The sequence below is a fragment of the Staphylococcus simiae genome (genome assembly GCF_002902085.1).
Lineage (GTDB): Bacteria > Bacillota > Bacilli > Staphylococcales > Staphylococcaceae > Staphylococcus > Staphylococcus simiae.
Map to the genome: position 1 here is coordinate 15,323 of NZ_PPQR01000031.1, position 20,757 is coordinate 36,079.

Here is a 20,757-nt window from a genome sequence, read left to right on the forward strand (position 1 = left end):
TATTATCAATGTACGGTTATATTTCTATTGAGGGGGATCTTTATGAAAGACGTAACAATTATAGGTGGCGGACCTGCTGGCCTATATGCGAGTTTTTATGCTGGATTGAGAGACATGTCTGTAAGAATTATAGATGTACAATCTGAACTAGGTGGCAAGATGCAATTGTATCCAGAAAAAATTATTTGGGATATCGGTGGTGTAGCACCTAAGCCGTGTTTTGATATTGTTAAGGATACTATTAACCAAGGTTTGTATTTTAAGCCAGAAGTTAATTTAGGTGAGCGTGTGATAGATATTAGAAAAATTCAAGAACAACACTTTGAAGTTGAAACAGATAAAGGGCATATTTATGCATCTAAAGCGGTTATTGTTGCAATTGGAGGGGGCATCATTAATCCTAAGACTTTAGAAATTAAAGGAGCAGAGCGTTATCAATTAACCAATTTACATTATGTTGTACAAAACTATAGTAAGTTTAAAGGAAAAGATGTATTAATTTCTGGTGGCGGTAACACTGCACTAGATTGGGCAAGAGATATTGCATTAATAGCGAATAGTGTGACGGTTATTTACCGCAAAGAAGACATCACAGCACATGAAGTTATGAAGACGTTAGTTGCAGATTTGAATGTGACATTACTACCTAAGACAACGATTAAATATTTAATAGGAAATGATCAACAAACGCATATTAATGAAGTAGTGTTAGCACATGTTGATACTGGTCAGGAACAAGTACAACCATTTGATGAAGTAATTGTAAGTCATGGTTTTGATCACTCTAACACATTATTGAGTGAAACAACAGCGCAATTAGCTATGTATGATGATTATCGTGTTAAAGGCTTTGGTAATACAACAACAAGTGTTGATGGTATATTTGCATGTGGAGATATTGTTCATCATGATGCGAAATCTCATTTAATTGCAAGTGCCTTTAGTGATGCTGGTAATGCCGCAAATTTGGCGAAACAATACATTCAACCCAATGCACCAGAAGAGGGATATGTTTCTAGTCACAATGATATTTTCAAAGAAGATAATAAAGCCATTACTAGTAAGTATTTATTTTAACAGGAATGTCAGATAAATTATGGAGATTATATGATTATAATTAAGAATAAGATACCAAGTGTAAATGACTATTGTGAATTGAGAAAGAATGCTGGTATGAGTCCTAAAACGCCACAAGCAGCTGAAAAAGGGTTGCCGAATGCGTGTTATACCGTCACAATATACGATGACGCTGCATTAATTGGTATGGGAAGAATCATTGGTGATGGCGGTACAGCATTTCAAATTGTTGATATTGCCGTAAGAAAAGATTATCAAGGACAAGGTTATGGACATACGATTATGGAACATATTATGACTTATATCAAAGATGTGGCAGTAGAGAGTACGTATGTGAGTTTAATTGCTGATTATCCTGCTGATAAGTTGTATGAAAAGTTTGGTTTTAGACCTACTGAACCATACTCAGGTGGTATGTATATTAAATATTAATATTGTAATTTGTTAGTACTTGGGATACAAAATCATAAATGATGACAATATCTTTGAAATAAATGATGTAGCGCTAACTTTATGAAATAATGTCGTATTAATATAATCATTTATATGACCGATAATGATAATAATTAAGCTCCCAATAAGGCAAACACTAGAAGTGTGATTGCTTTATCGGGAGCTTATTGTGTGTATATTGTTAAATATTATTGTCTGACGCCGAAATCAATGACGATACGACCTTTATTATGATGATTAATGACGCTATCAAGTTGTTGTGGTAGTTCATCAAACGACACCACACTTTTAATAGAATGTAAATTTTCAGGTTTCAAATCTTTAGCTAAACGTCTCCATACGCGTTGACGTAACTTCATAGCAGTAAAGACTGAATCAATACCTAAAATATTTACACCTCTTAAAATATGTGGAAAGACTGAATTAGTGTAGGTATTGCCACCTGTCATCCCAATGATAGCGATGGAACCACTATGTTGTAATCGCTTAGTTACATAATTAATACCTGCGCCTCCGACTGGGTCAATACATGCTTGCCATGTTGATGAGGCTAAAGGTTTGTTATTATCTTCGTCTATAGGTAGTCGATCGATTACTTCTTTGGCACCTAAAGATTTCAAAGTATCAGCGGTATCTTTTTTACCTGTACTTGCAATTACTTTATATCCGATTTCACTTAGCATTTGAACAGCTAACGTACCTACACCACCTGAAGCACCACGTACTAATACAGGACCATCTTCAATATTCATGCCCACTTTTTCTAGTCTTTCAATAGCAAGACCTGCAGTATAACCTGCTGTACCATAAATCATTGCTTCTTCTAATGTGAGTGTGTTTGGTAAATCGACAATCCATTCTGATTTAACACGAGCATATTCACTAAATCCACCAAAATGACTGACGCCTAAATCATAACTTGTAACAATAACTTTGTCGCCAACATCATGACCAGGTGCATTAGATTCAACAATCGTACCAGCTAAGTCGATACCAGGAACCATTGGATATTGTTGAACAACTGCATTATTATCTTGAGTTGCTAAGGCATCTTTATAATTAATACCTGAGTAATGTACTTTAATAAGGACATCGCCCTCTGGTAAATCTTCTGTTGTTAATTGTTGGAATTGTGATTTAACTTTACCATCTTGTTCTTTATCAATGACAAATGCTTTAAATGATTCTACCACATTGATACATCCTTTCTTTTCTCTATTAAAATGACTATTACATCGAATAAATTTAACACTTATGTTTAGAACATACAATCATTATATTTTAAGATGACTTTATGGTAATGTAATTTTACAAATGATATCAATTTAATATAAGGTTAACTAAATTGATATTAGAATTGAAGGGGGAAGTTAACATGGGTGAAATTGTTACGATTAGTTCAGCAGATGCTGAAGAGCTAGTAGCATTAGCAAAGAAAACGTTTTATAACACATTTAAAGGTAATTATGATGACAAAGACTTTGAACAATTTTTCAATGTTAATTATACAGTTGAAAAATTTGATAACGAAATTAATAATCCGAAATCTTTTCATTATTTTTATCAGGTTAATGGTAAAAATGTTGGCTATTTACATTTGAATATTGATGATGCTCAAACTGAAGATATGGGTGAAGCATATTTAGAAGTCCAACGTATTTATTTTGACGAGGCATTTCAAGGTGGAGGACGTGGTTCGGAATTTATCAAATTAGCAGAACAAGTAGCACGCCAACATCATAAAAATAAAATCTGGCTAGGTGTGTGGGAACATAATCCACAAGCATTGTCTTTTTATAAAAGTCATGGCTTTAAAGTCGTTGGCGAACACCATTTTAGAACAGGTGAAGTCGTAGATACAGATTTAATTATGGAAAAAGACTTATAAATATTATGTTTAAATGATTAATTTAATAATGTCACAAGAAACTAAGTAGAGATAAATCGCTTTACTTAGTTTTTTGATATTAAATAACATGTTATCTACCAAGACAGTTATTGATCACACAATATATAACTTATTTTTAGTCACATGTTGACATTAATGATGATTATTTTTTAAATTTAAGTAGAAAAAGATATGAATTTTAAGGAAAATAAATAAAATTGTTGTAGATTTAAGTTATAATAAAGATAGCATAAGTTGATGATGCGATAGTGTCTTAGTAGTAATGAAGTGAACTTGTAATGAATGAAAAGTTTAACTTTAATTATGAGAGGAGAGATACAAATGAAAAAGTTAATGGCGATAGTATTTGCGATGTTTTTATTGTTAGCAGCTTGTGGCCAAAATAATGAGCATGAACAAGATAAGCATAAAGATAATGATAAAGAAAAGACTACGCAACAAGATCAAAAATCTAATGACAAAAAGAAAAATGAAAACAATAATAAAGTGAGTAAACCAAAAGAAACTAACCAAGCGAATAAACGACAAGGTGATAGTAATGATCAACAAAGCAATAATGTTGAAAATTCAAATCAGCAACCAGCAACTAATCATGCACAAAATGGGGATCCATATCAAAGTGAAAATGCTGTAAAAATAGCACGTAACCTTTATCCATTTGATGGTGATGATGAACAAGCATTAGCTACATTACCTAATTTTCAAAATGCTTTAAATTCTGCTGAAACAGAAGCGAATAAGTTTGGTAATAATCAAAAAGTATATAATGATTATTCAATTGATGGAAGTAATGGTAAGTATAATTATGTCTTTAGTTTCAAAGATCCTAATGTGGATGCTTATTCAATAGTTACTGTAAATCAAGAAGGACAAGTAGCGGTTATAGATCCAAATTATCAGCAATAAAATATAAGGGAGTGGGATAGAAACAAAGTTTATATAAAATTTATTTCGTAATCTTACCCCGGCAAGACTGATTAGATTTGTAAAACTTTGATTTATCAACATTTTACAAACCAGACAGTTACTGTCAAATGCTTGAATTTAAGTCTGAAATGATTATGTCCTAGGCTCTTTGAATAATATATGACAAAGTAACGTCAGTGTTCTTGCTAAGTATAAAAAGGAATACAGTTGATTAATCACCCCAACGGGCATTGCGTGAAAAAACTGGATACCAGTTTTTCTGTGTTAGGGACCCGGCATAAAAGATTTTGAAACAACCACATCATATGAAGACTACCATTGACCAGTCTTTAAATTTTTTCCAGAATATACAGATTACGTGTAGGCATATAGAATAATTTTCAACATCATTTTTGGATGATATGAAGTCGCACCACGATAATGTTTGAATTTGTCGAATTCTCTATCTGGTATGCTTTCAACTATGTCATTAACGTATCTTGAAATATCATTTTGAGAAATTTTAACTGAAGTTTCCATTGGTAGTGTAAGTTGAGTCATGTTATAATCTTTATACATAAGGCACCTCGTTAATTTAGTTTTTGTAGTGATTAATTAAATTATACGAAAGTGTCTTATTTTTTTGAAGTATTTACATGTAATATTACACAGAAGCGAAGTATTGTAGTGGAGACTCCCGAGGGAGCAGTGCTAGTCGAAGACCGGGGCCCCAACAGAGAGAAACTGATTTAATCAGTTTCTACAAGTATTGCCAGTTGGGGTAGGCTGAGACAGCACCCTGGGAACGCGAAACTACAATACGGAGTATTGAACATAAAGAAGCACAAAGACGATTTAACAATAGAATCATCTTTGTGCTATTATTTTTGGGATTTATGTCCTGGGCTCTTTTATGATCTTATGGATGAGTTGTGATATGGATTCGAGTGGTTGTTCGGTTTGTTCGGTTTGTGGGTATTTTAAGGTTGGAATGGCATCGGCTATTAAATTGTTAATTAATAATTGTCTATCGGTATACCAAATTTTAGTTAAGTGACTCCATATTTCCTCGTTTACACCTTGCTCTTTAACGAACTCACTATGATTTGGTGTGTATAAACACACTTTTTTATCTATAGTCATAGCATCAAAAATAATATTAGAATAATCCGTTAATACCACATCAGCTAATAATATTAAATCTTGTGCACTTAATTGTCTTGGTGCAACAATAGCTTCTTCAGGTAGTATAGCTTCGTCAATACCTTGTACAATAACATGAAATGTTTTAAATAACGCATCAGATAAAGGAAGTTGTTCTTGACTCAGCGTATCAATAGGTGCATAAAAGAGAATTGGTTTATCGTCAGTTAATTTAAATGATTGACGATATTGTTTTCGTAATGATGTATCATGTTGCTTTTGTAGCAAATATTGGATTTTAGGATTACCGTAAGCTAACACAGTTGCCTGGTGACTTGGAAATGCACTTTCATAAAAACGACTAATATCATTAACAGAATGGATAATATAATCATGTTGTAACCAACGATTATAACGTTTAGCTCGATAATAAGGTATATTGGCATTGTTACTAGGCTCTTTGCTATCTAAAAAGAGCTGTCTAATTGGTGTACCTTGATGTAATTGAATTAAAGTTCCATTGGCGTTAACGCCGTTTGGCAAATCATTTTCCAAAATCACAATACGGGCACTTTCTATGATTTCTAGCGTGTCACTGTTATCTAGGGATAAGAAGTGAGGCCCTCTTCGTTCATCAGTAATAAAATATGCTTCCACCATTGGGTTATGTTTAACAAAATAATTGAAAAGATACTTAGAATTTCCTGCGTAATGATAATGGTCACCTAAAAAAACGATATGATTGTTTGATTGGTTATATTGTTTGTCGTATAAACCACATGCTTTACGATGTTTATTCAATGTTCTTTGTTTTGAAAAACGATAAAACCAACCAGGCATAAAGAAATGTGTAGATAATAACTTATGATCTAATTTAGTTAATTGATTGGTATCATTCATATTAATTTGACGAAACGGTACTTTGTAGTGATGTTCATAGGCAATTTTATCCAAGTAAAATTGCGTAGTAAGGTCATCCATATCAAGTTCATGCACAGTCGAATGCCAAAAAGTGTCACTCGTAGTTGGTTGATTATTGAAATTGAACACTACATGTCCATCTACAGCTAAATTACCTTGTAATAAAGTTATCAGTGCTAAGTCGAATAAAGCGTCAATTTGATAGTTGTTAATGATATCAATTGCTTGATCGATCAAGTAAATGACATTGGGCATTAAATAATCATTATTGACCCAATCATTAAAATGAATAGTAGTTTGTCCGAAGTACGAGCAATTATTTAAATAGTGCTCATCAATTGTATAATCTACAACGATTGAACGTTGATCCAGTTTAACTGCATCTAGCATAGCTTGATAAAGCGTCAAGTCGTTATTATAAGGTACAACATGTGTATAACCTTCGCGTGAAGCTTGTTGTAAATGAGATTTTAAGTTAGTTAAGTTCGATACATTTATTTGTTTAATCATTATTATGTCATCTTCCGTTTCTCATTATAGTGTCTTATTCATTCTATCATGACAAATCATAAAATTCATGATACACACAAACTTCACTTAGATAGTTTGAATGATGTAATCTTTTTAATGCTTTTATATAAAATAATAATAAAATAGAATATGTATATTGTGTGACACAATAAAAATTGATATAATCTACATGTGAAAAAAATCACATGAAATCTAAAAATGTTATCGGTAACTAAAAAATGAGTAGATTTTAGATGATTAACACTACAAAATTAAAAGGAAAGAAGAGTCATCATATGTTAGTACACACATTTAACCCTTTTGATAATTTATTGTTATCGACTTTAATTGCAGCAATTCCTATTATTTTATTTTTATTATGTTTAACTTTATTCAAAATGAAGGGAATCTATGCAGCAATTACTACATTAATTGTTACATTAATAATTGCAGTGCCATGCTTTAAATTACCTGTTGGCATTGCAACTGGAGGAATCGTAGAAGGTTTCTTTCAAGGTATTATTCCTATTGGTTATATTGTAATGATGGCCGTCTTATTATATAAAATCACTGTAGAGTCAGGTCAATTTATTACAATTCAAGATAGCATAACGAATATTTCACAAGATCAACGTATTCAAGTATTGCTTATCGGATTTTCTTTTAATGCATTTTTAGAAGGTGCAGCAGGTTTTGGAGTGCTAATTGCTATTTGTGCATTGTTATTAACACAGTTAGGATTTCATCCGTTGCAAGCTGCAATGTTATGCCTAGTTGCTAATGCAGCATCAGGTGCATTTGGCGCAATAGGTATTCCAGTAGGAGTAGTTGAAACATTACATTTGCCAGGACATATCACTGTATTGGATGTATCTCAATCATCAACATTAACTTTAGCTATTATTAATTTCTTTATTCCGTTTTTATTAATATTTATAATAGATGGGTTTAAAGGTATTAAAGAAACATTACCATCTATTTTAGTGGTATCGATTACGTATACATTTTTACAAGCTGTGTTAACAGTATTTAGTGGTCCTGAACTTGCTGATATTATCCCACCATTAGCATCTATGTTAGCTTTGGCTTTATTTTCTAAAAAGTTTCAACCAAAACATATTTATCGTGTGAACCCTAATGATCAAATTCAACAAACGACACAACATTCAACCAGCAACGTGTTGTATGCTTGGAGTCCATTTATTATATTAACTGTCATTGTCATGATTTGGAGTGCGCCATTTTTTAAACATTTATTCTTACCTAAAGGTGCATTATCATCATTCGTATTTCATTTCAATTTACCTGGTACTTTGAGCGATATTACACATAAACCATTAGTTTTAACATTAAATGTCATTGGACAAACTGGTACAGCGATTTTATTAACTATAATTATTACGGTATTAATGTCTAAGAAAGTGAGTTTTAATGATACTGTAAGATTATTTGGTGTGACGTTTAAAGAATTATGGTTACCAATAGTAACTATATGTTTTATTTTAGCAATTTCTAAAATTACAACGTATGGCGGTTTAAGTGCTGCTATGGGACAAGGTATTGCTAAAGCAGGGCATGTATTCCCAATTCTATCGCCAATTTTAGGTTGGATAGGTGTCTTTATGACTGGATCAGTAGTTAACAACAATTCCTTGTTTGCGCCAATACAAGCTTCTGTTGCGCAACAAATTGGTACAAGTGGGTCATTACTTGTAGCATCGAATACTGTTGGTGGGGTTGCTGCTAAATTAATTTCTCCTCAATCCATTGCGATTGCTACAGCAGCTGTTAAACAGGTAGGTAAAGAATCTGAACTACTGAAAATGACTTTGAAATATAGCGTTTGCTTATTAATATTTGTCTGTATTTGGACATTCATTCTATCTTTATTATAAAGTGAACCTTGGACAAACATGTCTATACTTAATATGATGCCACTAGCAGTAACTGTCTGAATGATAAAATAGTGATAAAGTAACTTTATATCATCCAAAGCAGTATTGCTGTATGAGCGTAACTCGGCATCAAAAATTCTACACGTGGATTTTACATTAATGTGTAAGACAAATATTTTCGTAATAATGATTGTTGTCTCGGTTTCCGACACTATGCCAAAGTATTTCTAAAGATAATATAGACCGGGGTTTGCACTATTCATTGCGAATCTCGGTTTTTAATTTGCATACAGTAAAAAAACATCGAGTAGTATGAATAAAGTAAATGATTCGATAAAGCTAAAGTTTGAATCTTTCAAAAATGATAGCGCTTTATGTTAAAATAAAGAATGAGTTATTTAATTTTTAAAAATTGTTGAGGGTTGTTAATTATCTTAATAATCATGGCTTAATGATACAATAATAGTATAAGTTGAGATTATAATGATATTTAGTGATATCAACATATGAAACACGTTTGTTAATGTAATAAAGCGTGAGATTACAAAGCCTAGACGTTCCATTATTCATTGAAAAGGGGGACTGTATTTGTTATGACAACACAACATAGCAAAACAGATGTCATCTTAATTGGTGGCGGTATTATGAGTGCAACATTAGGAACATTATTAAAAGAATTATCACCTGAAAAAACTATTAAAGTCTTCGAAAGGTTGTCACAACCTGGGGAAGAAAGTTCAAATGTTTGGAATAATGCAGGTACAGGACATTCGGCTTTATGTGAGCTGAATTATACTAAAGAAGGTAAAGATGGTTCTGTAGATATTACTAAGGCCATTAAAATTAATGAACAATTTCAATTATCAAAACAATTTTGGGCATATCTTGTAAGAACTGGTCAATTAGAGCGACCTGAAAGATTTATCCAATCAGTGCCACATATGAGCTTTGTGATTGGCGAAGATAATGTTAACTTCATTAAAAATCGTGTTGCAAGCTTACAACAAAATGTACTTTTCGAAAAAATGATATTATCTCAAGATGAAGAAGAGATGAAGTCATGGGTACCATTAATGATAGAAGGTCGTTCTTCTGATGAACCAATTGCTTTAACATATGATGAAACTGGAACGGATGTTAACTTCGGTGCATTGACAAATGATTTATTCCATAATTTAGAACAACGTGGTGTACATATTCAATATAAACAAGAAGTGCTTAACATTTCTAAGTCAGCTAAAGGAACTTGGATAGTTGAAGTCAAAGACTTAACAACTAATAAAGTGTCAACATATGAAGCAGATTTTGTCTTTATCGGAGCAGGTGGGGCAAGTCTACCACTCTTACAAAAAACAGGTATTAAAGAATCTAAACATATAGGTGGTTTCCCTGTTAGTGGTTTATTCCTAAGATGTACGAATCCAGATATTATTAAACGTCATCATGCGAAAGTTTATGGTAAAGCTGCAGTTGGTGCACCACCAATGTCAGTACCACATTTAGATACACGCTTTGTTGATGGACAACGTTCATTGCTATTTGGTCCATTTGCTGGTTTCTCACCTAAATTTTTAAAAACAGGTTCATATTTAGATCTTATAAAATCAGTTAAGCCTAATAATATCGTTACGATGTTATCAGCAGGTATTAAAGAAATGAGTTTAACTAAATATTTAATATCTCAACTCATGTTATCTAATGATGAACGTATGGATGATTTACGAGTATTTTTCCCAAATGCTAAGAATGAAGACTGGGAAGTTATTACAGCTGGTCAACGTGTACAAGTTATCAAAGATACAGAAGATACAAAAGGTAATTTACAGTTTGGTACAGAAGTTATCACGTCTGAGGACGGCACATTAGCCGCACTTTTAGGCGCTTCACCAGGCGCTTCAACTGCAGTTGATATTATGTTTGATGTCTTACAACGTTGTTATGGTGAAGATTTTAAACAATGGGAAGCAAAAATAAAAGAAATGGTACCATCATTTGGTAATAAATTATCGGACAATGAAGAAATGTATCATGCTATTAATAAAGAAGTAACTAAATATTTAAATGTAAAATAATTTTGGATTATAGCTAAATGTTTGAGCTATGTATTAAGTAGTGAAGCTCTGTATATTATTTAGGTCCCGAAAAGAATCACAATAGTGATATTTTTTCGGGACTTTATTTTGATGGACAGACTTAAGAAGATTTAGTGACGCTTTTGTTGCAATTCTTGATTTATAGCTTGAACATAACGTTTATTTTTAAAATAGTTGATAAGCCAAATGATAATATAAATAGCGATAAAAATAATAGTGAAAAATAGCAGATTAATTATTGTAATGGGAAACCAACCAGCTAATATAGCTAATGGTAAAAAACCGAAATAAGTCACTATAAAATGTGACATAGTTGCTGTTGTGATACTCCAATCTGTTGCATTAAAAATTAAACTTCCAATATAAAATACAAAGCCAATTAACAACCATAAAACAATTGAAATTATCATTATGGTTGGTTCTGAAAAATAAGTAAAGTAGAATTGTCCTATTGTTGACATTGGATTCAGTGGGTAATATTGACCTTGTGCATATAGTACACTAAAGAAAATTGACAATGTTAAACCAATTAACAAACTAATAAGCATAGAACTGAAAAATTTAGCAGTCATAGCGCAAGACTCTCCTTTATAGATTTTAAATAACGTCTAGAAGAATAGGTGTAAGATGAATGTTTTAGATACATACGTATCAAACCATTTGGTTCAAGAGATAATTTCTCAATGTAGTACTTGTTAACAATTTCTGATTTTGAAATACGTATAAAGAAGCTAGGTAAGATATCTTCTAGTTCGTACAACCGATATTTAATGTTAAATTGTTGAGATTTTGTTAAGGCAACGATATGTTTATTTACTGTCTTAAATGTAATGATGTCATCGATATGAATAAGGTGTATGTCTTTTTCAATATAACCTTTGATGGTGTGTGATTTATCACAATTTTTAACAGCACTAATAATATGTTCGATACTGTCATCCATTTCAGGAGCATGAATATCAATATATCTTTCATGCTCGTTTTCATTGATAAATAAGTTGAGTTTCATGTTGATGGTACCTCCTTTGTTTTTATTAAATCACATTCTATTAATAGTGATTTAAAAATAAACTAAATGGTCGAAAATCGGTACTAAACGGAACATAATTATATATAAAAACACTACTTGAACCTTTGTAATATCAAGTAGTGTAAATGGAGTTATAATGGTAAGTGTATTGTAAATGTATTTAAGTGATCATCATTTTGGTGAAATTGTATGGTTCCGTGATGTAATTCAATAATTGATTTAGTGATAGCAAGACCTAAGCCATTGCTGTTATCATGCTGACTTACTTTATAAAAACGTTCAAATAATCTTTGTTGATTAACATCACTTAATGGCTCACCCTCATTGGCAATTGATAGTTCTATTTGAGCGCTCGTTTTGTGTAACGTGATGTCTATCATACCACCGTTAAAACTATATTTAATCGCATTGATAATTAAGTTGCTAATGGCTTGATGAAGTAAACGCTCATTTCCTTGGAAATAGAGTGATTGTAAATCAGACATTATAATTATATCTTTACTATCTGCTGCGTATTGTTCATGACGAATAATGTCTTTAATGACTATATCCAACGGGATACGATCTTTGAAGGTTAAATGTTGGTGATTATCAAGTTCAGATAGTAGTAACAGCTCAGTCGTGAGGTCACTCAACTGTGAAGTAATGTTAAATATGTCATTAATATATTGTTGGCGTTGTTGATCTTTGCTATGTTCTAGTTGGTTTAATAAATGATGAATATGTGTCAATGGTGTTTTAATTTCATGGCTCACATTTTGAACAAAATGTTGTCTCATTTCATCAACTTGTCCTAAAGATTGTCGCATCATATTAAAACGGTATTGTAATGTACCAATTTCATCATGTCTAGTTTGTTTAATGGGCGTATCAAAATTTCCATCCATTAATTGTTCTGTTGCTTGTTTTAATTTTTTAACTGGTTTAATGATTGAATAAGTTGAAGCTATGACTAAAGAAATTGAAATGATCAATAATAAAGTCAGTAATATAGCTAAGAATGATCTAAATTCACTAAATGTTTGACCGATGTCTGGTCGCATAAAGACAGCTAAATTTTGCTTGTCTGTTTTAAAATTAACACCGACAGTATTATCAGTCTCATTATCGAAAAAGCCCGTGACAAAAAGTTCAAATGGTTTATTTTTAATGCCGTGATAGTCTCTACCATTTAGTACTTGTTTAATATGTTGTTGCGTCAAAGTATCTTTGCGAAAAGGTTCACCATAAAATGTCTTGTGTCCTTGTTGGTCAACAGTTAAAAGTTGATAGTTTAGTTGGCCAAGATGTTTGAAATATGCGCGTGTACTATCCGACTGTTGATGTTCTTCAAAAGAACGTGCCTCCTTTAAAATGGCCATGATTTTAGCATCATTTGAAGATTTTAAATAGAAATGATAATAAACATTGGTAAATAAAAAGCTAATCAACGCGCTGAATAGAATAACGGTAATAGTGTAAATGGCAATTCTTGAATAAAGAGATTTAAACATGTTCTTTCACCTTATATCCTTGTCCACGAACTGTTTCTATAGAGATAGTGGCTGCTAGTTTTTGTAGTCGTTGACGCAGTCGTTTAATATGTACATCCACTGTGCGTGTATCTCCTTCATAATCCATTCCCCAAATCTTGTCAATGATATGTTCCCTAGTAAAAATTTGTCGTGGATGACTAGCGAGCATAAAGAGTAATTGAAATTCTTTGTTAGGCAATGTGATCGTCTTAGAGCCAATCTGTATTTCCATATAGGCTTGATTTAACGTCAGGTTTCCAATTGTTAATTCTTGGTTTGTATAAATATCATAACGACGTAAGACTGCACGTATTCTAAAGATTAATTCTTTGATTTCAAATGGTTTCGTTACATAATCGTCTGTACCACTTAAAAAAGCACGCTCTTTATCACTCAAGGCATCGCGGGCTGTCAACATTATGACTGGTAAGTGATAGTCTGTCTTCAAAGTTTGGCATAGTTCAAAGCCATCCATGCCCTCCATCATGATATCTACAATAGCTATATCGACTTGTTGATGATTAAGTAAAGATAATGCTTGTTGTCCACCTAGCGCACGATACGTTTGTATATGATGTTTCGTTAAATGATTCGTGACATAATTTAATATTTGTTGATCGTCATCTACAATTAAACACTTTACCATTATGATACTCCTTTATTTAAAAATGGTTTTTAGATCTCGGGCATACTTTATTTTTTACAATTATAAATGGCTAATATAGTGAATAGATTAATTCATTTTATTATACAATCTAAAAATAAATATACCAAAATAACTATAGTTCATATTGAGTTCACATTCGCTTTTTATAATGAATAAAAAATAGAACAAGGAGCAGTGAATGGATATGAAACTAGCATTAAAAGAAATTTTATTTTATAAATTCCGCTATACGCTAATCACTATAATTATATTGTTATTAGGTATTATGGTGTTATTTATTAGTGGATTAGCGCAAGGGTTGGGGAGAGAAAATATTGCCTTATTTGAACAATTTCATAATGATAAATATATTGTTGAGAAAATGAAACAACCTCAGATTGAAAAATCACAACTAACAATATCACAGCAACAACAAATTAATAAGGTAATTAAACAACAACCTTATCAACTAAATCCTCAAACTTTAAAACTAGCTGATAAAGATCAAGATGTTATGACGATGAATGATCATAAAGCACATCATTTTAAATTAAAAGAAGGTCATTATCCAACAAATAATCATGAAGTAGCTATCAATGATAAATTAGCAGTAAATGATGTTAAAGTTGGAAGTCATATTCAGTTTAAGGGACATAAACAAAGCTATAAAGTAGTAGGAATCCTTAATGAAACAATGTATGCGCATAGCTCTATTGTGTTACTCAATACATCTGATTTTAAACAGTTAAATCAACAATATTCAGTATTTTATCCAGTTTCAAGCTTAACAAACGCACAACAACATAAAATAGAACAAATTAAAGGTGTTAGTGTGGTTAGTGAAAAAGATTTAACTAATAATATAGCGAGTTATCAAGCTGAACAAGCGCCACTTAACATGATGATTGTCAGTTTGTTTGTTATAACAGCTATTGTATTAACTGCATTCTTTTACGTTATGACAATACAAAAAATCTCTCAAATAGGTATATTAAAAGCAATAGGTATTAAAACGAGACACTTAATAAGTGCTTTATTAATACAAATACTCGTACTAACTATTATTGGTGTGGTTATAGCGATTGGTATTATTGCGTTACTATCACTAGTGATGCCTATAACAATGCCATTTTATTTAACTATGCAAAATATTTTATTAATGATTGTCATATTTATTATTGTCGCGATGATTGGAGCAAGTTTATCTTTTGTAAAAGTCATTAAAGTGGACCCAATTGCAGCAATAGGAGGTACAGAATAATGGGTATAGAAGTTAAAAATATCGTCAAAACATTTGGACAAGGACATTCCGAAACTAAAGTATTAAAGGGAGTCAATTTCAAAGTGAATGAAGGGGAGTTTGTCATTTTAAATGGTGCTTCAGGTTCTGGCAAAACGACATTATTATCTATTTTAGGTGGATTGTTAACTCAAACTAAAGGACAAATACTTTATAATGATGCGCCATTGTTTAATCGCGAACATCAAGCGACTGAATTACGCTTGAACGATATTGGTTTTATCTTCCAATCATCACATTTAGTGCCATATTTAACAGTTATTGAACAATTAACACTTGTTGGAAGAGAAGCGGGATTGTCTAAAAACGATAGTAATCAACGTGCTGAGTCACTGTTAAGTCAAATTGGTTTAGCACATCGCTTACATGTACATCCACAGCAATTGTCTGGTGGAGAAAAACAACGTGTAGCGATTATGCGTGCACTGATGAATCAACCGAAAATGATCTTAGCAGATGAACCAACGGCAAGTTTAGATGCACAACGAGCTACTGAAGTAGTGGAAATGATACAACAACATATTAAGTCACAACAAATGATTGGGATGATGATCACCCATGATCAAAGGCTGTTTGAATATGCAGATCGCATCATAGAATTAGAAGATGGTAAAATAGTATAACAATAATAATAGCGTTCCATTAATGATTGTCATAATCAGTGGTGGGACGCTATTGTTATAACCATAGTTTCAACATACTAATAATAAATAATGTTGCGAAGTACACTGTTAATAATAATTTATATTGATACATAACCCCAAGAAAATCTTTAATCAGCACAGGAAAGAAAAAATGATACGGTGTATGACTACCGATACCTTTTGTCTTAATACCCGATTTTTGAGCGATACGTAAAGCGCGTAATATGTGGAACTGACTCGTAACACATATCATGTTAGGTATTGTGTTGAAACGTTGTGACAGAATAACTTGTGACTGACTAAAGTTAGTATAGGTATTTGTGGATTGATTCTCCATTATTATATCCTCAGGCTGAACGCCTCGTTTAATCAGGTAGCGTTTCATTGCTAGTGCTTCAGATATTGGTTCGTCAGGACCTTGTCCACCAGATACAAGGAGATAAGTTTGATTAACTTGTTGTTTATAAATCGTTAAAGCTCGATTTAATCGATAACGTAACATAGGTGTCACATCTTCGGTAAATATGCCTGCACCAAGTACCATAATTAAGTCGACTTCTTTAGTGAAAGCCATTTTAGCATATGCAGCTGTCCAAACTAAATAGATAACAAAAGATAACATAGCACTAACGGCAATCATAGTAATCCACAAAAATAAGCTATTAATAAGGACAATAGAACTCGTACTTATATATGCACAAGCACAAGTGAAAAGTGTGAAACGATATCCAAAAATGAGTGATTGTGCAACAAATCGACGTCCTACACAATCGGCAAAGATAACGTTATGTTTAATAATTAAATATAAACATAATAAAACGATGAGACATAATAATGTATATGGCATGTTATTCGTAATGAGTGAGTATATTAAGATGATATATATCAAGATAATCACACTGATATAAGATGTTAAATTCAAAGTTATCGCCCGATTTAACAATATGGGTAACACAATACTAAATATAATTAGAGATAAGAGTATAGACCCTATCATTTGTCCACCTCACTAACAATAAAAGATAGATATAAATGTAGCTTAAATTAAATATTTAGGCAAGGGTATTAGCAGTAAGGCTTTATATATTAACTTTGTTAATCTATAATATTATTTGTTGCAATTTTAATATATAATTAGTAGTGATATCATTTTTAAATTCGAATAATAATTTTTTTATAAGAAATCACACTACAGGGAGAATAATAATGGTAAGACGAATACATGACCATATTCAATTTTTAGAAAAATTTATAAATAATATAAATGCACTGACAGCACAAATGCTTAAAGACTTACAAAACGAGTATGAAATTTCATTAGAACAATCGCATGTGTTAAGTATGTTAAATAGTGAGCCATTAACGATTAGTGAAATTACCGAGCGACAGGGAGTTAATAAGGCCGCAGTAAGTAGACGCATCAAAAAATTAATTGATGCTAATTTAGTAAAGATAGGTAAACCTAATTTAAACGTTGATCAAAGGTTAAAGTTTATTACGCTCACTCCAAAGGGCCAAGCATATATTGATGAACGTAACGCCATAATGAATAATATTGCTAATGATATAACAAATGATTTTGAAGATGAAGAAATTGAAAATGTCAGATATATTTTGGAAGTAATCAATAAACGTATAGAAGCATATAATTTGAATGATTAGTTGTGTTTAAAGATAAGACTAAATGTGTATGTATAAAAGACTAGCATCCTACGTATAATATAACTATATGGAATGGAAAATTTCGCATATCAGTATTTCTGAATGTTTGATAAAATGTATAATTATAATAGAATACCAATAATATTTAATATTTTAAAAAATATGTTCAAATAGAAATGGAAATCGAGGTGTAATTATGAAGTCCTGTCCAAAGTGTGGCAAACAAGTTAAAGATGAACAAAAGTCGTGCCCACAATGTGGACATCAATTCGACAGTCAACCTACACTATATAGAAAGTCTTCAGATAATGAAGTGCTTACTGGCAACTTAAAGTTAAGAAAAATAGTACCATGGGCTATAGGCTTATTTATTATTATTTTGTTAATTATTTTATTCTTATTATTGAAGAACTTTAACTCTCCTGAGGCACAATCGAAAATTTTGGTGAATGCTATTGAGAATAATGATAAACAAAAAGTAGCCACTATTTTAAGTACTAAAAATAATAAAGTCGATTCAGAAGAAGCAGAAGTATATATTCAATATATCAAAGATGAAGTGGGTACAAAACAATTTGTGAAGGAACTAGAAGACAGTGTACATAAATTGAATAACAGCCATACTAGTGTAGCCACATATATTAAATCGAAATCTGGTCAAAATTTATTGCGAGTGAGTAAAAATGGAACTAGATATATTTTCTTCGATAATATGAGCTTTACGGCACCTTCAAAACAACCTATTGTTAAGCCGAAAGTCAAAACAAAATATGAGTTCAAATCAAATGGTAAGAAAAAGGTTGTTATTGCTGAAGCGAATAAAACGACACCTATTGGTAATTTTATTCCAGGTAACTACCATATTCCAACAACTAAGACGACAGACAATGGTGTCTTTTCTGGGAGCTTAAACTTTGACTTTAAACAAAGTAATTCTGAAACTGTAGATATTACTGAAGATTTCGATGAAGCAAATATTAATGTTACCTTAAAAGGTGATACTAAATTATCTGATAAATCGAAAAAAGTAACGATCAATGATAAAGAAATGGCATTTTCAAAAGCTAAAAGTTATGGACCTTATCCTCAAAATAAAGACATTACAATTTCAGCATCTGGTAAAGCCAAGGGTAAAACATTTACAACGCAAACTAAGACAATCAAGGCGAGTAAACTAAAAAGTAACACTGAAGTAACATTATCTTTTGATAGTGAAGATATTAATGATTACGTTGCTAAGAAAGAAAAAGAAGAAAATAGCTTAAAAAATAAATTAACACAGTTCTTTGCTGGCTATTCAATGGCTATCAATTCAGCATTTAGTGAAGATAATTTTAATTTTATTTCTACTTATTTAAAGAAGGATACAACGTATTATAACAGTATGAAGAAAAATGTTTCACAAGGGAATACGATAGCTATTAAATCACCAGAAGTCGTTGATGTTGAACAAGACGGTAAGACGATAAAAACGACATTACAATTAATTGATAATAGTGGGCAAGTCGTTACAAATCAATATGAATTAGAAGACAACGCACAAGATCGATTACAGTTAGTAAAAAAGGTTGACGATTAATATCAAGATAACAATCCTTTCTGAAGTAAAGATAAAATACTTTAGAAAGGATTGTTTATGTAAGAATGACTTATAAATATTTTAGTAACAAAGGATGTTTTATTAGGCGTGTTTTGTTATATAATAGGTACATTGTTTAAATGGAAAACAAAAATAAAAGACAATAAAAGGTGGTTGAAGAATGAATGACTTAACACATTTTAATAAGAAGTCACCTATTTTTATCATTATATTAGGCGCACTAACCGCAATAGGTGCATTATCAATTGATATGTTCTTACCAGGATTACCAGACATTAGACATGATTTTGACACAACTACATCAAATGCTCAATTAACATTGTCGATGTTTATGATAGGTTTAGCCTTCGGTAACTTATTTGCTGGACCTATTTCAGATTCAATTGGACGTAAAAAGCCTCTTGTCATAGCAATGGTATTGTTTACGTTAGCTAGTTTTGGAATAATTTTTGTAGATAATATTTGGGTTATGGTGTCACTTAGATTAATACAAGGTATTACAGGTGGAGCTGCATCAGTGATTTCAAGAGCAATAGCTAGTGATATGTATAGTGGTAATGACTTAACGAAATTCTTAGCCTTGCTGATGCTTGTTAATGGAATAGCTCCAGTAATTGCACCTACATTAGGCGGAATTATATTGAACTATTCAGTATGGCGCATGGTGTTTGTTGTATTAACTATATTTGGTGTTTTAATGGTAATTGGCTCCGTATTTAAAGTACCTGAGTCTTTAACATATAACCAACGAGAACAAGGTAACGGTATTAAGACTATGTTTAGTAATTTTAAATCATTATTGATGACACCTAGATTTTTATTACCCATGCTGATTCAAGGTGTAACATTCGTATTACTGTTCACATATATTTCTGCATCACCATTTATCGTGCAAAATATTTATCATATGAGTGCATTACATTTTAGTTGGATGTTTGCATTTATTGGGTTAACTTTAATTGGTTCAAGTCAACTTATTGGATTATTAGTAGATTATATTGAACAACATCGTTTACTAAGAATTATGACAATTATTCAAGTGATAGGTGTGATATTAGTTATACTTACATTAATCAATCATTGGAATTTTTGGATGCTGTTAATTAGCTTTATAATATTAATTGCTCCAGTAACTGGTGTTGCTACGCTTGGATTTTCAATTGCGATGGAAGAAAGTAAAAAAGGACGCGGAAGTTCATCAAGTTTACTTGGTTTAGTACAATTTCTATTCGGAGGAATTATGTCACCGCTAGTAGGTATTGATGGTGAAGCAAGTGCTACACCTTATATTATTATTATTGCAGTTACAGCAATTGTGTTAGTCATATTACAACTACTTAACTATCGAATTTTTAAGGCTCTATAATAAATTCGGTTGATAAGATAATTTGAAAGTTATCTTACCAACCGAATTTTTTTGAAAAAAAGGGCACAATGCCCTATCATTTAAGTCA

Annotated in this window: 18 protein-coding genes and 1 pseudogene; 11 read left to right on the plus strand and 8 right to left on the minus strand. The window is 31.6% G+C overall.

The genetic code is table 11. The features are described from left to right. Positions 1 to 42 precede the first annotated feature (42 nt). The gene (locus tag CD113_RS05320) at positions 43 to 1,077 is read left to right on the plus strand and encodes an NAD(P)/FAD-dependent oxidoreductase (RefSeq protein WP_002464758.1); all 1,035 of its coding nucleotides are present in this window, start codon (positions 43 to 45) and stop codon (positions 1,075 to 1,077) included. 30 nt (positions 1,078 to 1,107) lie between these two features. Next, the gene (locus tag CD113_RS05325) at positions 1,108 to 1,509 is read left to right on the plus strand and encodes a GNAT family N-acetyltransferase (RefSeq protein ID WP_002464759.1); all 402 of its coding nucleotides are present in this window, start codon (positions 1,108 to 1,110) and stop codon (positions 1,507 to 1,509) included. Positions 1,510 to 1,718: 209 nt separating this feature from the next. Here the strand turns inward: CD113_RS05325 and CD113_RS05330 are convergent, their stop codons facing one another. Then, positions 1,719 to 2,723 carry an acrylyl-CoA reductase family protein gene (locus tag CD113_RS05330; RefSeq protein ID WP_002464760.1) on the minus strand — a complete coding sequence of 335 codons (1,005 nt, stop codon included), beginning with the start codon at positions 2,721 to 2,723 and terminating at the stop codon, positions 1,719 to 1,721. 182 nt (positions 2,724 to 2,905) lie between these two features. Between CD113_RS05330 and CD113_RS05335 the strand changes: the two genes are divergently transcribed. Both CD113_RS05335 and CD113_RS05340 read left to right on the plus strand, forming a co-directional pair. After that, positions 2,906 to 3,418, plus strand: a complete 513-nt coding sequence (locus CD113_RS05335) for a GNAT family N-acetyltransferase (RefSeq protein ID WP_002464761.1) — start codon at positions 2,906 to 2,908, stop codon at positions 3,416 to 3,418. Positions 3,419 to 3,760: 342 nt separating this feature from the next. Further along, on the plus strand, positions 3,761 to 4,345 hold the full coding sequence (locus CD113_RS05340; protein ID WP_002464762.1) for a hypothetical protein: 585 nt from the start codon (positions 3,761 to 3,763) through the stop codon (positions 4,343 to 4,345). A gap of 305 nt (positions 4,346 to 4,650) precedes the next feature. On the opposite strand, the pseudogene CD113_RS05345 reads toward CD113_RS05340, so the two are convergent. Together CD113_RS05345 and CD113_RS05350 are read right to left on the minus strand one after the other, a co-directional pair. Continuing rightward, positions 4,651 to 4,924, minus strand: a pseudogene (locus tag CD113_RS05345) (transposase); the annotation flags it as partial. Positions 4,925 to 5,239: 315 nt separating this feature from the next. Then, entirely contained in the window at positions 5,240 to 6,919 is a 1,680-nt protein-coding gene (locus tag CD113_RS05350) for a CDP-glycerol glycerophosphotransferase family protein (RefSeq protein WP_002462036.1), read from the minus strand. A gap of 296 nt (positions 6,920 to 7,215) precedes the next feature. On the opposite strand from CD113_RS05350, the gene CD113_RS05355 reads away from it, so the two are divergent. Continuing rightward, positions 7,216 to 8,814: an L-lactate permease gene (locus tag CD113_RS05355; protein WP_002462037.1), complete on the plus strand. Its 1,599-nt coding sequence runs from the start codon at positions 7,216 to 7,218 to the stop codon at positions 8,812 to 8,814. 593 nt (positions 8,815 to 9,407) lie between these two features. After that, positions 9,408 to 10,886, plus strand: a complete 1,479-nt coding sequence (mqo, locus tag CD113_RS05360; protein WP_002462039.1) for a malate dehydrogenase (quinone) — start codon at positions 9,408 to 9,410, stop codon at positions 10,884 to 10,886. Between the two features lie 131 nt (positions 10,887 to 11,017). Here the strand turns inward: mqo and CD113_RS05365 are convergent, their stop codons facing one another. From CD113_RS05365 to CD113_RS05380, 4 genes are all read right to left on the minus strand, one after another. Beyond that, entirely contained in the window at positions 11,018 to 11,479 is a 462-nt protein-coding gene (locus tag CD113_RS05365) for a DUF3021 domain-containing protein (RefSeq protein WP_002462040.1), read from the minus strand. Beyond that, positions 11,476 to 11,916: a LytTR family DNA-binding domain-containing protein gene (locus CD113_RS05370; RefSeq protein WP_002462041.1), complete on the minus strand. Its 441-nt coding sequence runs from the start codon at positions 11,914 to 11,916 to the stop codon at positions 11,476 to 11,478. Before CD113_RS05370 ends, CD113_RS05365 begins: the two co-directional genes overlap by 4 nt. 152 nt (positions 11,917 to 12,068) lie before the next feature. Beyond that, positions 12,069 to 13,430: a HAMP domain-containing sensor histidine kinase gene (locus CD113_RS05375; protein ID WP_002462042.1), complete on the minus strand. Its 1,362-nt coding sequence runs from the start codon at positions 13,428 to 13,430 to the stop codon at positions 12,069 to 12,071. Further along, positions 13,423 to 14,097 (minus strand): response regulator transcription factor, encoded by a 675-nt coding sequence (locus CD113_RS05380; RefSeq protein ID WP_002462043.1) that lies wholly within the window; start codon positions 14,095 to 14,097, stop codon positions 13,423 to 13,425. Before CD113_RS05380 ends, CD113_RS05375 begins: the two co-directional genes overlap by 8 nt. Before the next feature lie 205 nt (positions 14,098 to 14,302). On the opposite strand from CD113_RS05380, the gene CD113_RS05385 reads away from it, so the two are divergent. Both CD113_RS05385 and CD113_RS05390 read left to right on the plus strand, forming a co-directional pair. Beyond that, positions 14,303 to 15,358, plus strand: coding sequence for an ABC transporter permease (locus tag CD113_RS05385; protein WP_040800972.1), 1,056 nt, complete (start codon positions 14,303 to 14,305; stop codon positions 15,356 to 15,358). Next, positions 15,358 to 16,020, plus strand: a complete 663-nt coding sequence (locus tag CD113_RS05390; RefSeq protein WP_002462047.1) for an ABC transporter ATP-binding protein — start codon at positions 15,358 to 15,360, stop codon at positions 16,018 to 16,020. The genes CD113_RS05385 and CD113_RS05390 overlap by 1 nt, the downstream gene beginning before the upstream one ends. A 55-nt stretch (positions 16,021 to 16,075) precedes the next feature. On the opposite strand, the gene CD113_RS05395 is transcribed toward CD113_RS05390, so the two are convergent. After that, a complete protein-coding gene (locus tag CD113_RS05395) occupies positions 16,076 to 17,038 on the minus strand; it encodes a YdcF family protein (RefSeq protein WP_040800970.1) in 963 nt (320 codons plus the stop codon). A gap of 209 nt (positions 17,039 to 17,247) precedes the next feature. On the opposite strand from CD113_RS05395, the gene CD113_RS05400 reads away from it, so the two are divergent. The 3 genes from CD113_RS05400 (at position 17,248) to CD113_RS05410 (ending at position 20,669) form a co-directional block, all read left to right on the plus strand. Next, the gene (locus CD113_RS05400; RefSeq protein ID WP_002462049.1) at positions 17,248 to 17,703 is read left to right on the plus strand and encodes a MarR family winged helix-turn-helix transcriptional regulator; all 456 of its coding nucleotides are present in this window, start codon (positions 17,248 to 17,250) and stop codon (positions 17,701 to 17,703) included. 196 nt (positions 17,704 to 17,899) lie between these two features. Beyond that, entirely contained in the window at positions 17,900 to 19,282 is a 1,383-nt protein-coding gene (locus CD113_RS05405; RefSeq protein ID WP_002462050.1) for a zinc ribbon domain-containing protein, read from the plus strand. A gap of 181 nt (positions 19,283 to 19,463) precedes the next feature. Further along, entirely contained in the window at positions 19,464 to 20,669 is a 1,206-nt protein-coding gene (locus CD113_RS05410) for a multidrug effflux MFS transporter (RefSeq protein WP_095092800.1), read from the plus strand. Positions 20,670 to 20,757: the final 88 nt, after the last annotated feature.

Coding starts and splice junctions, on each gene's coding strand:
- CD113_RS05325 (WP_002464759.1), top strand. CDS start 1,108: ATGATTATAATTAAGAATAAGATACCAAGTGTAAATGACTATTGTGAA.
- CD113_RS05355 (WP_002462037.1), top strand. CDS start 7,216: ATGTTAGTACACACATTTAACCCTTTTGATAATTTATTGTTATCGACT.
- CD113_RS05375 (WP_002462042.1), bottom strand. CDS start 13,430: ATGTTTAAATCTCTTTATTCAAGAATTGCCATTTACACTATTACCGTT.
- CD113_RS05350 (WP_002462036.1), bottom strand. CDS start 6,919: ATGATTAAACAAATAAATGTATCGAACTTAACTAACTTAAAATCTCAT.
- CD113_RS05390 (WP_002462047.1), top strand. CDS start 15,358: ATGGGTATAGAAGTTAAAAATATCGTCAAAACATTTGGACAAGGACAT.
- CD113_RS05410 (WP_095092800.1), top strand. CDS start 19,464: ATGAATGACTTAACACATTTTAATAAGAAGTCACCTATTTTTATCATT.
- mqo (WP_002462039.1), top strand. CDS start 9,408: ATGACAACACAACATAGCAAAACAGATGTCATCTTAATTGGTGGCGGT.
- CD113_RS05320 (WP_002464758.1), top strand. CDS start 43: ATGAAAGACGTAACAATTATAGGTGGCGGACCTGCTGGCCTATATGCG.
- CD113_RS05370 (WP_002462041.1), bottom strand. CDS start 11,916: ATGAAACTCAACTTATTTATCAATGAAAACGAGCATGAAAGATATATT.
- CD113_RS05400 (WP_002462049.1), top strand. CDS start 17,248: ATGGTAAGACGAATACATGACCATATTCAATTTTTAGAAAAATTTATA.
- CD113_RS05335 (WP_002464761.1), top strand. CDS start 2,906: ATGGGTGAAATTGTTACGATTAGTTCAGCAGATGCTGAAGAGCTAGTA.
- CD113_RS05385 (WP_040800972.1), top strand. CDS start 14,303: ATGAAACTAGCATTAAAAGAAATTTTATTTTATAAATTCCGCTATACG.
- CD113_RS05380 (WP_002462043.1), bottom strand. CDS start 14,097: ATGGTAAAGTGTTTAATTGTAGATGACGATCAACAAATATTAAATTAT.
- CD113_RS05395 (WP_040800970.1), bottom strand. CDS start 17,038: ATGATAGGGTCTATACTCTTATCTCTAATTATATTTAGTATTGTGTTA.
- CD113_RS05405 (WP_002462050.1), top strand. CDS start 17,900: ATGAAGTCCTGTCCAAAGTGTGGCAAACAAGTTAAAGATGAACAAAAG.
- CD113_RS05340 (WP_002464762.1), top strand. CDS start 3,761: ATGAAAAAGTTAATGGCGATAGTATTTGCGATGTTTTTATTGTTAGCA.
- CD113_RS05365 (WP_002462040.1), bottom strand. CDS start 11,479: ATGACTGCTAAATTTTTCAGTTCTATGCTTATTAGTTTGTTAATTGGT.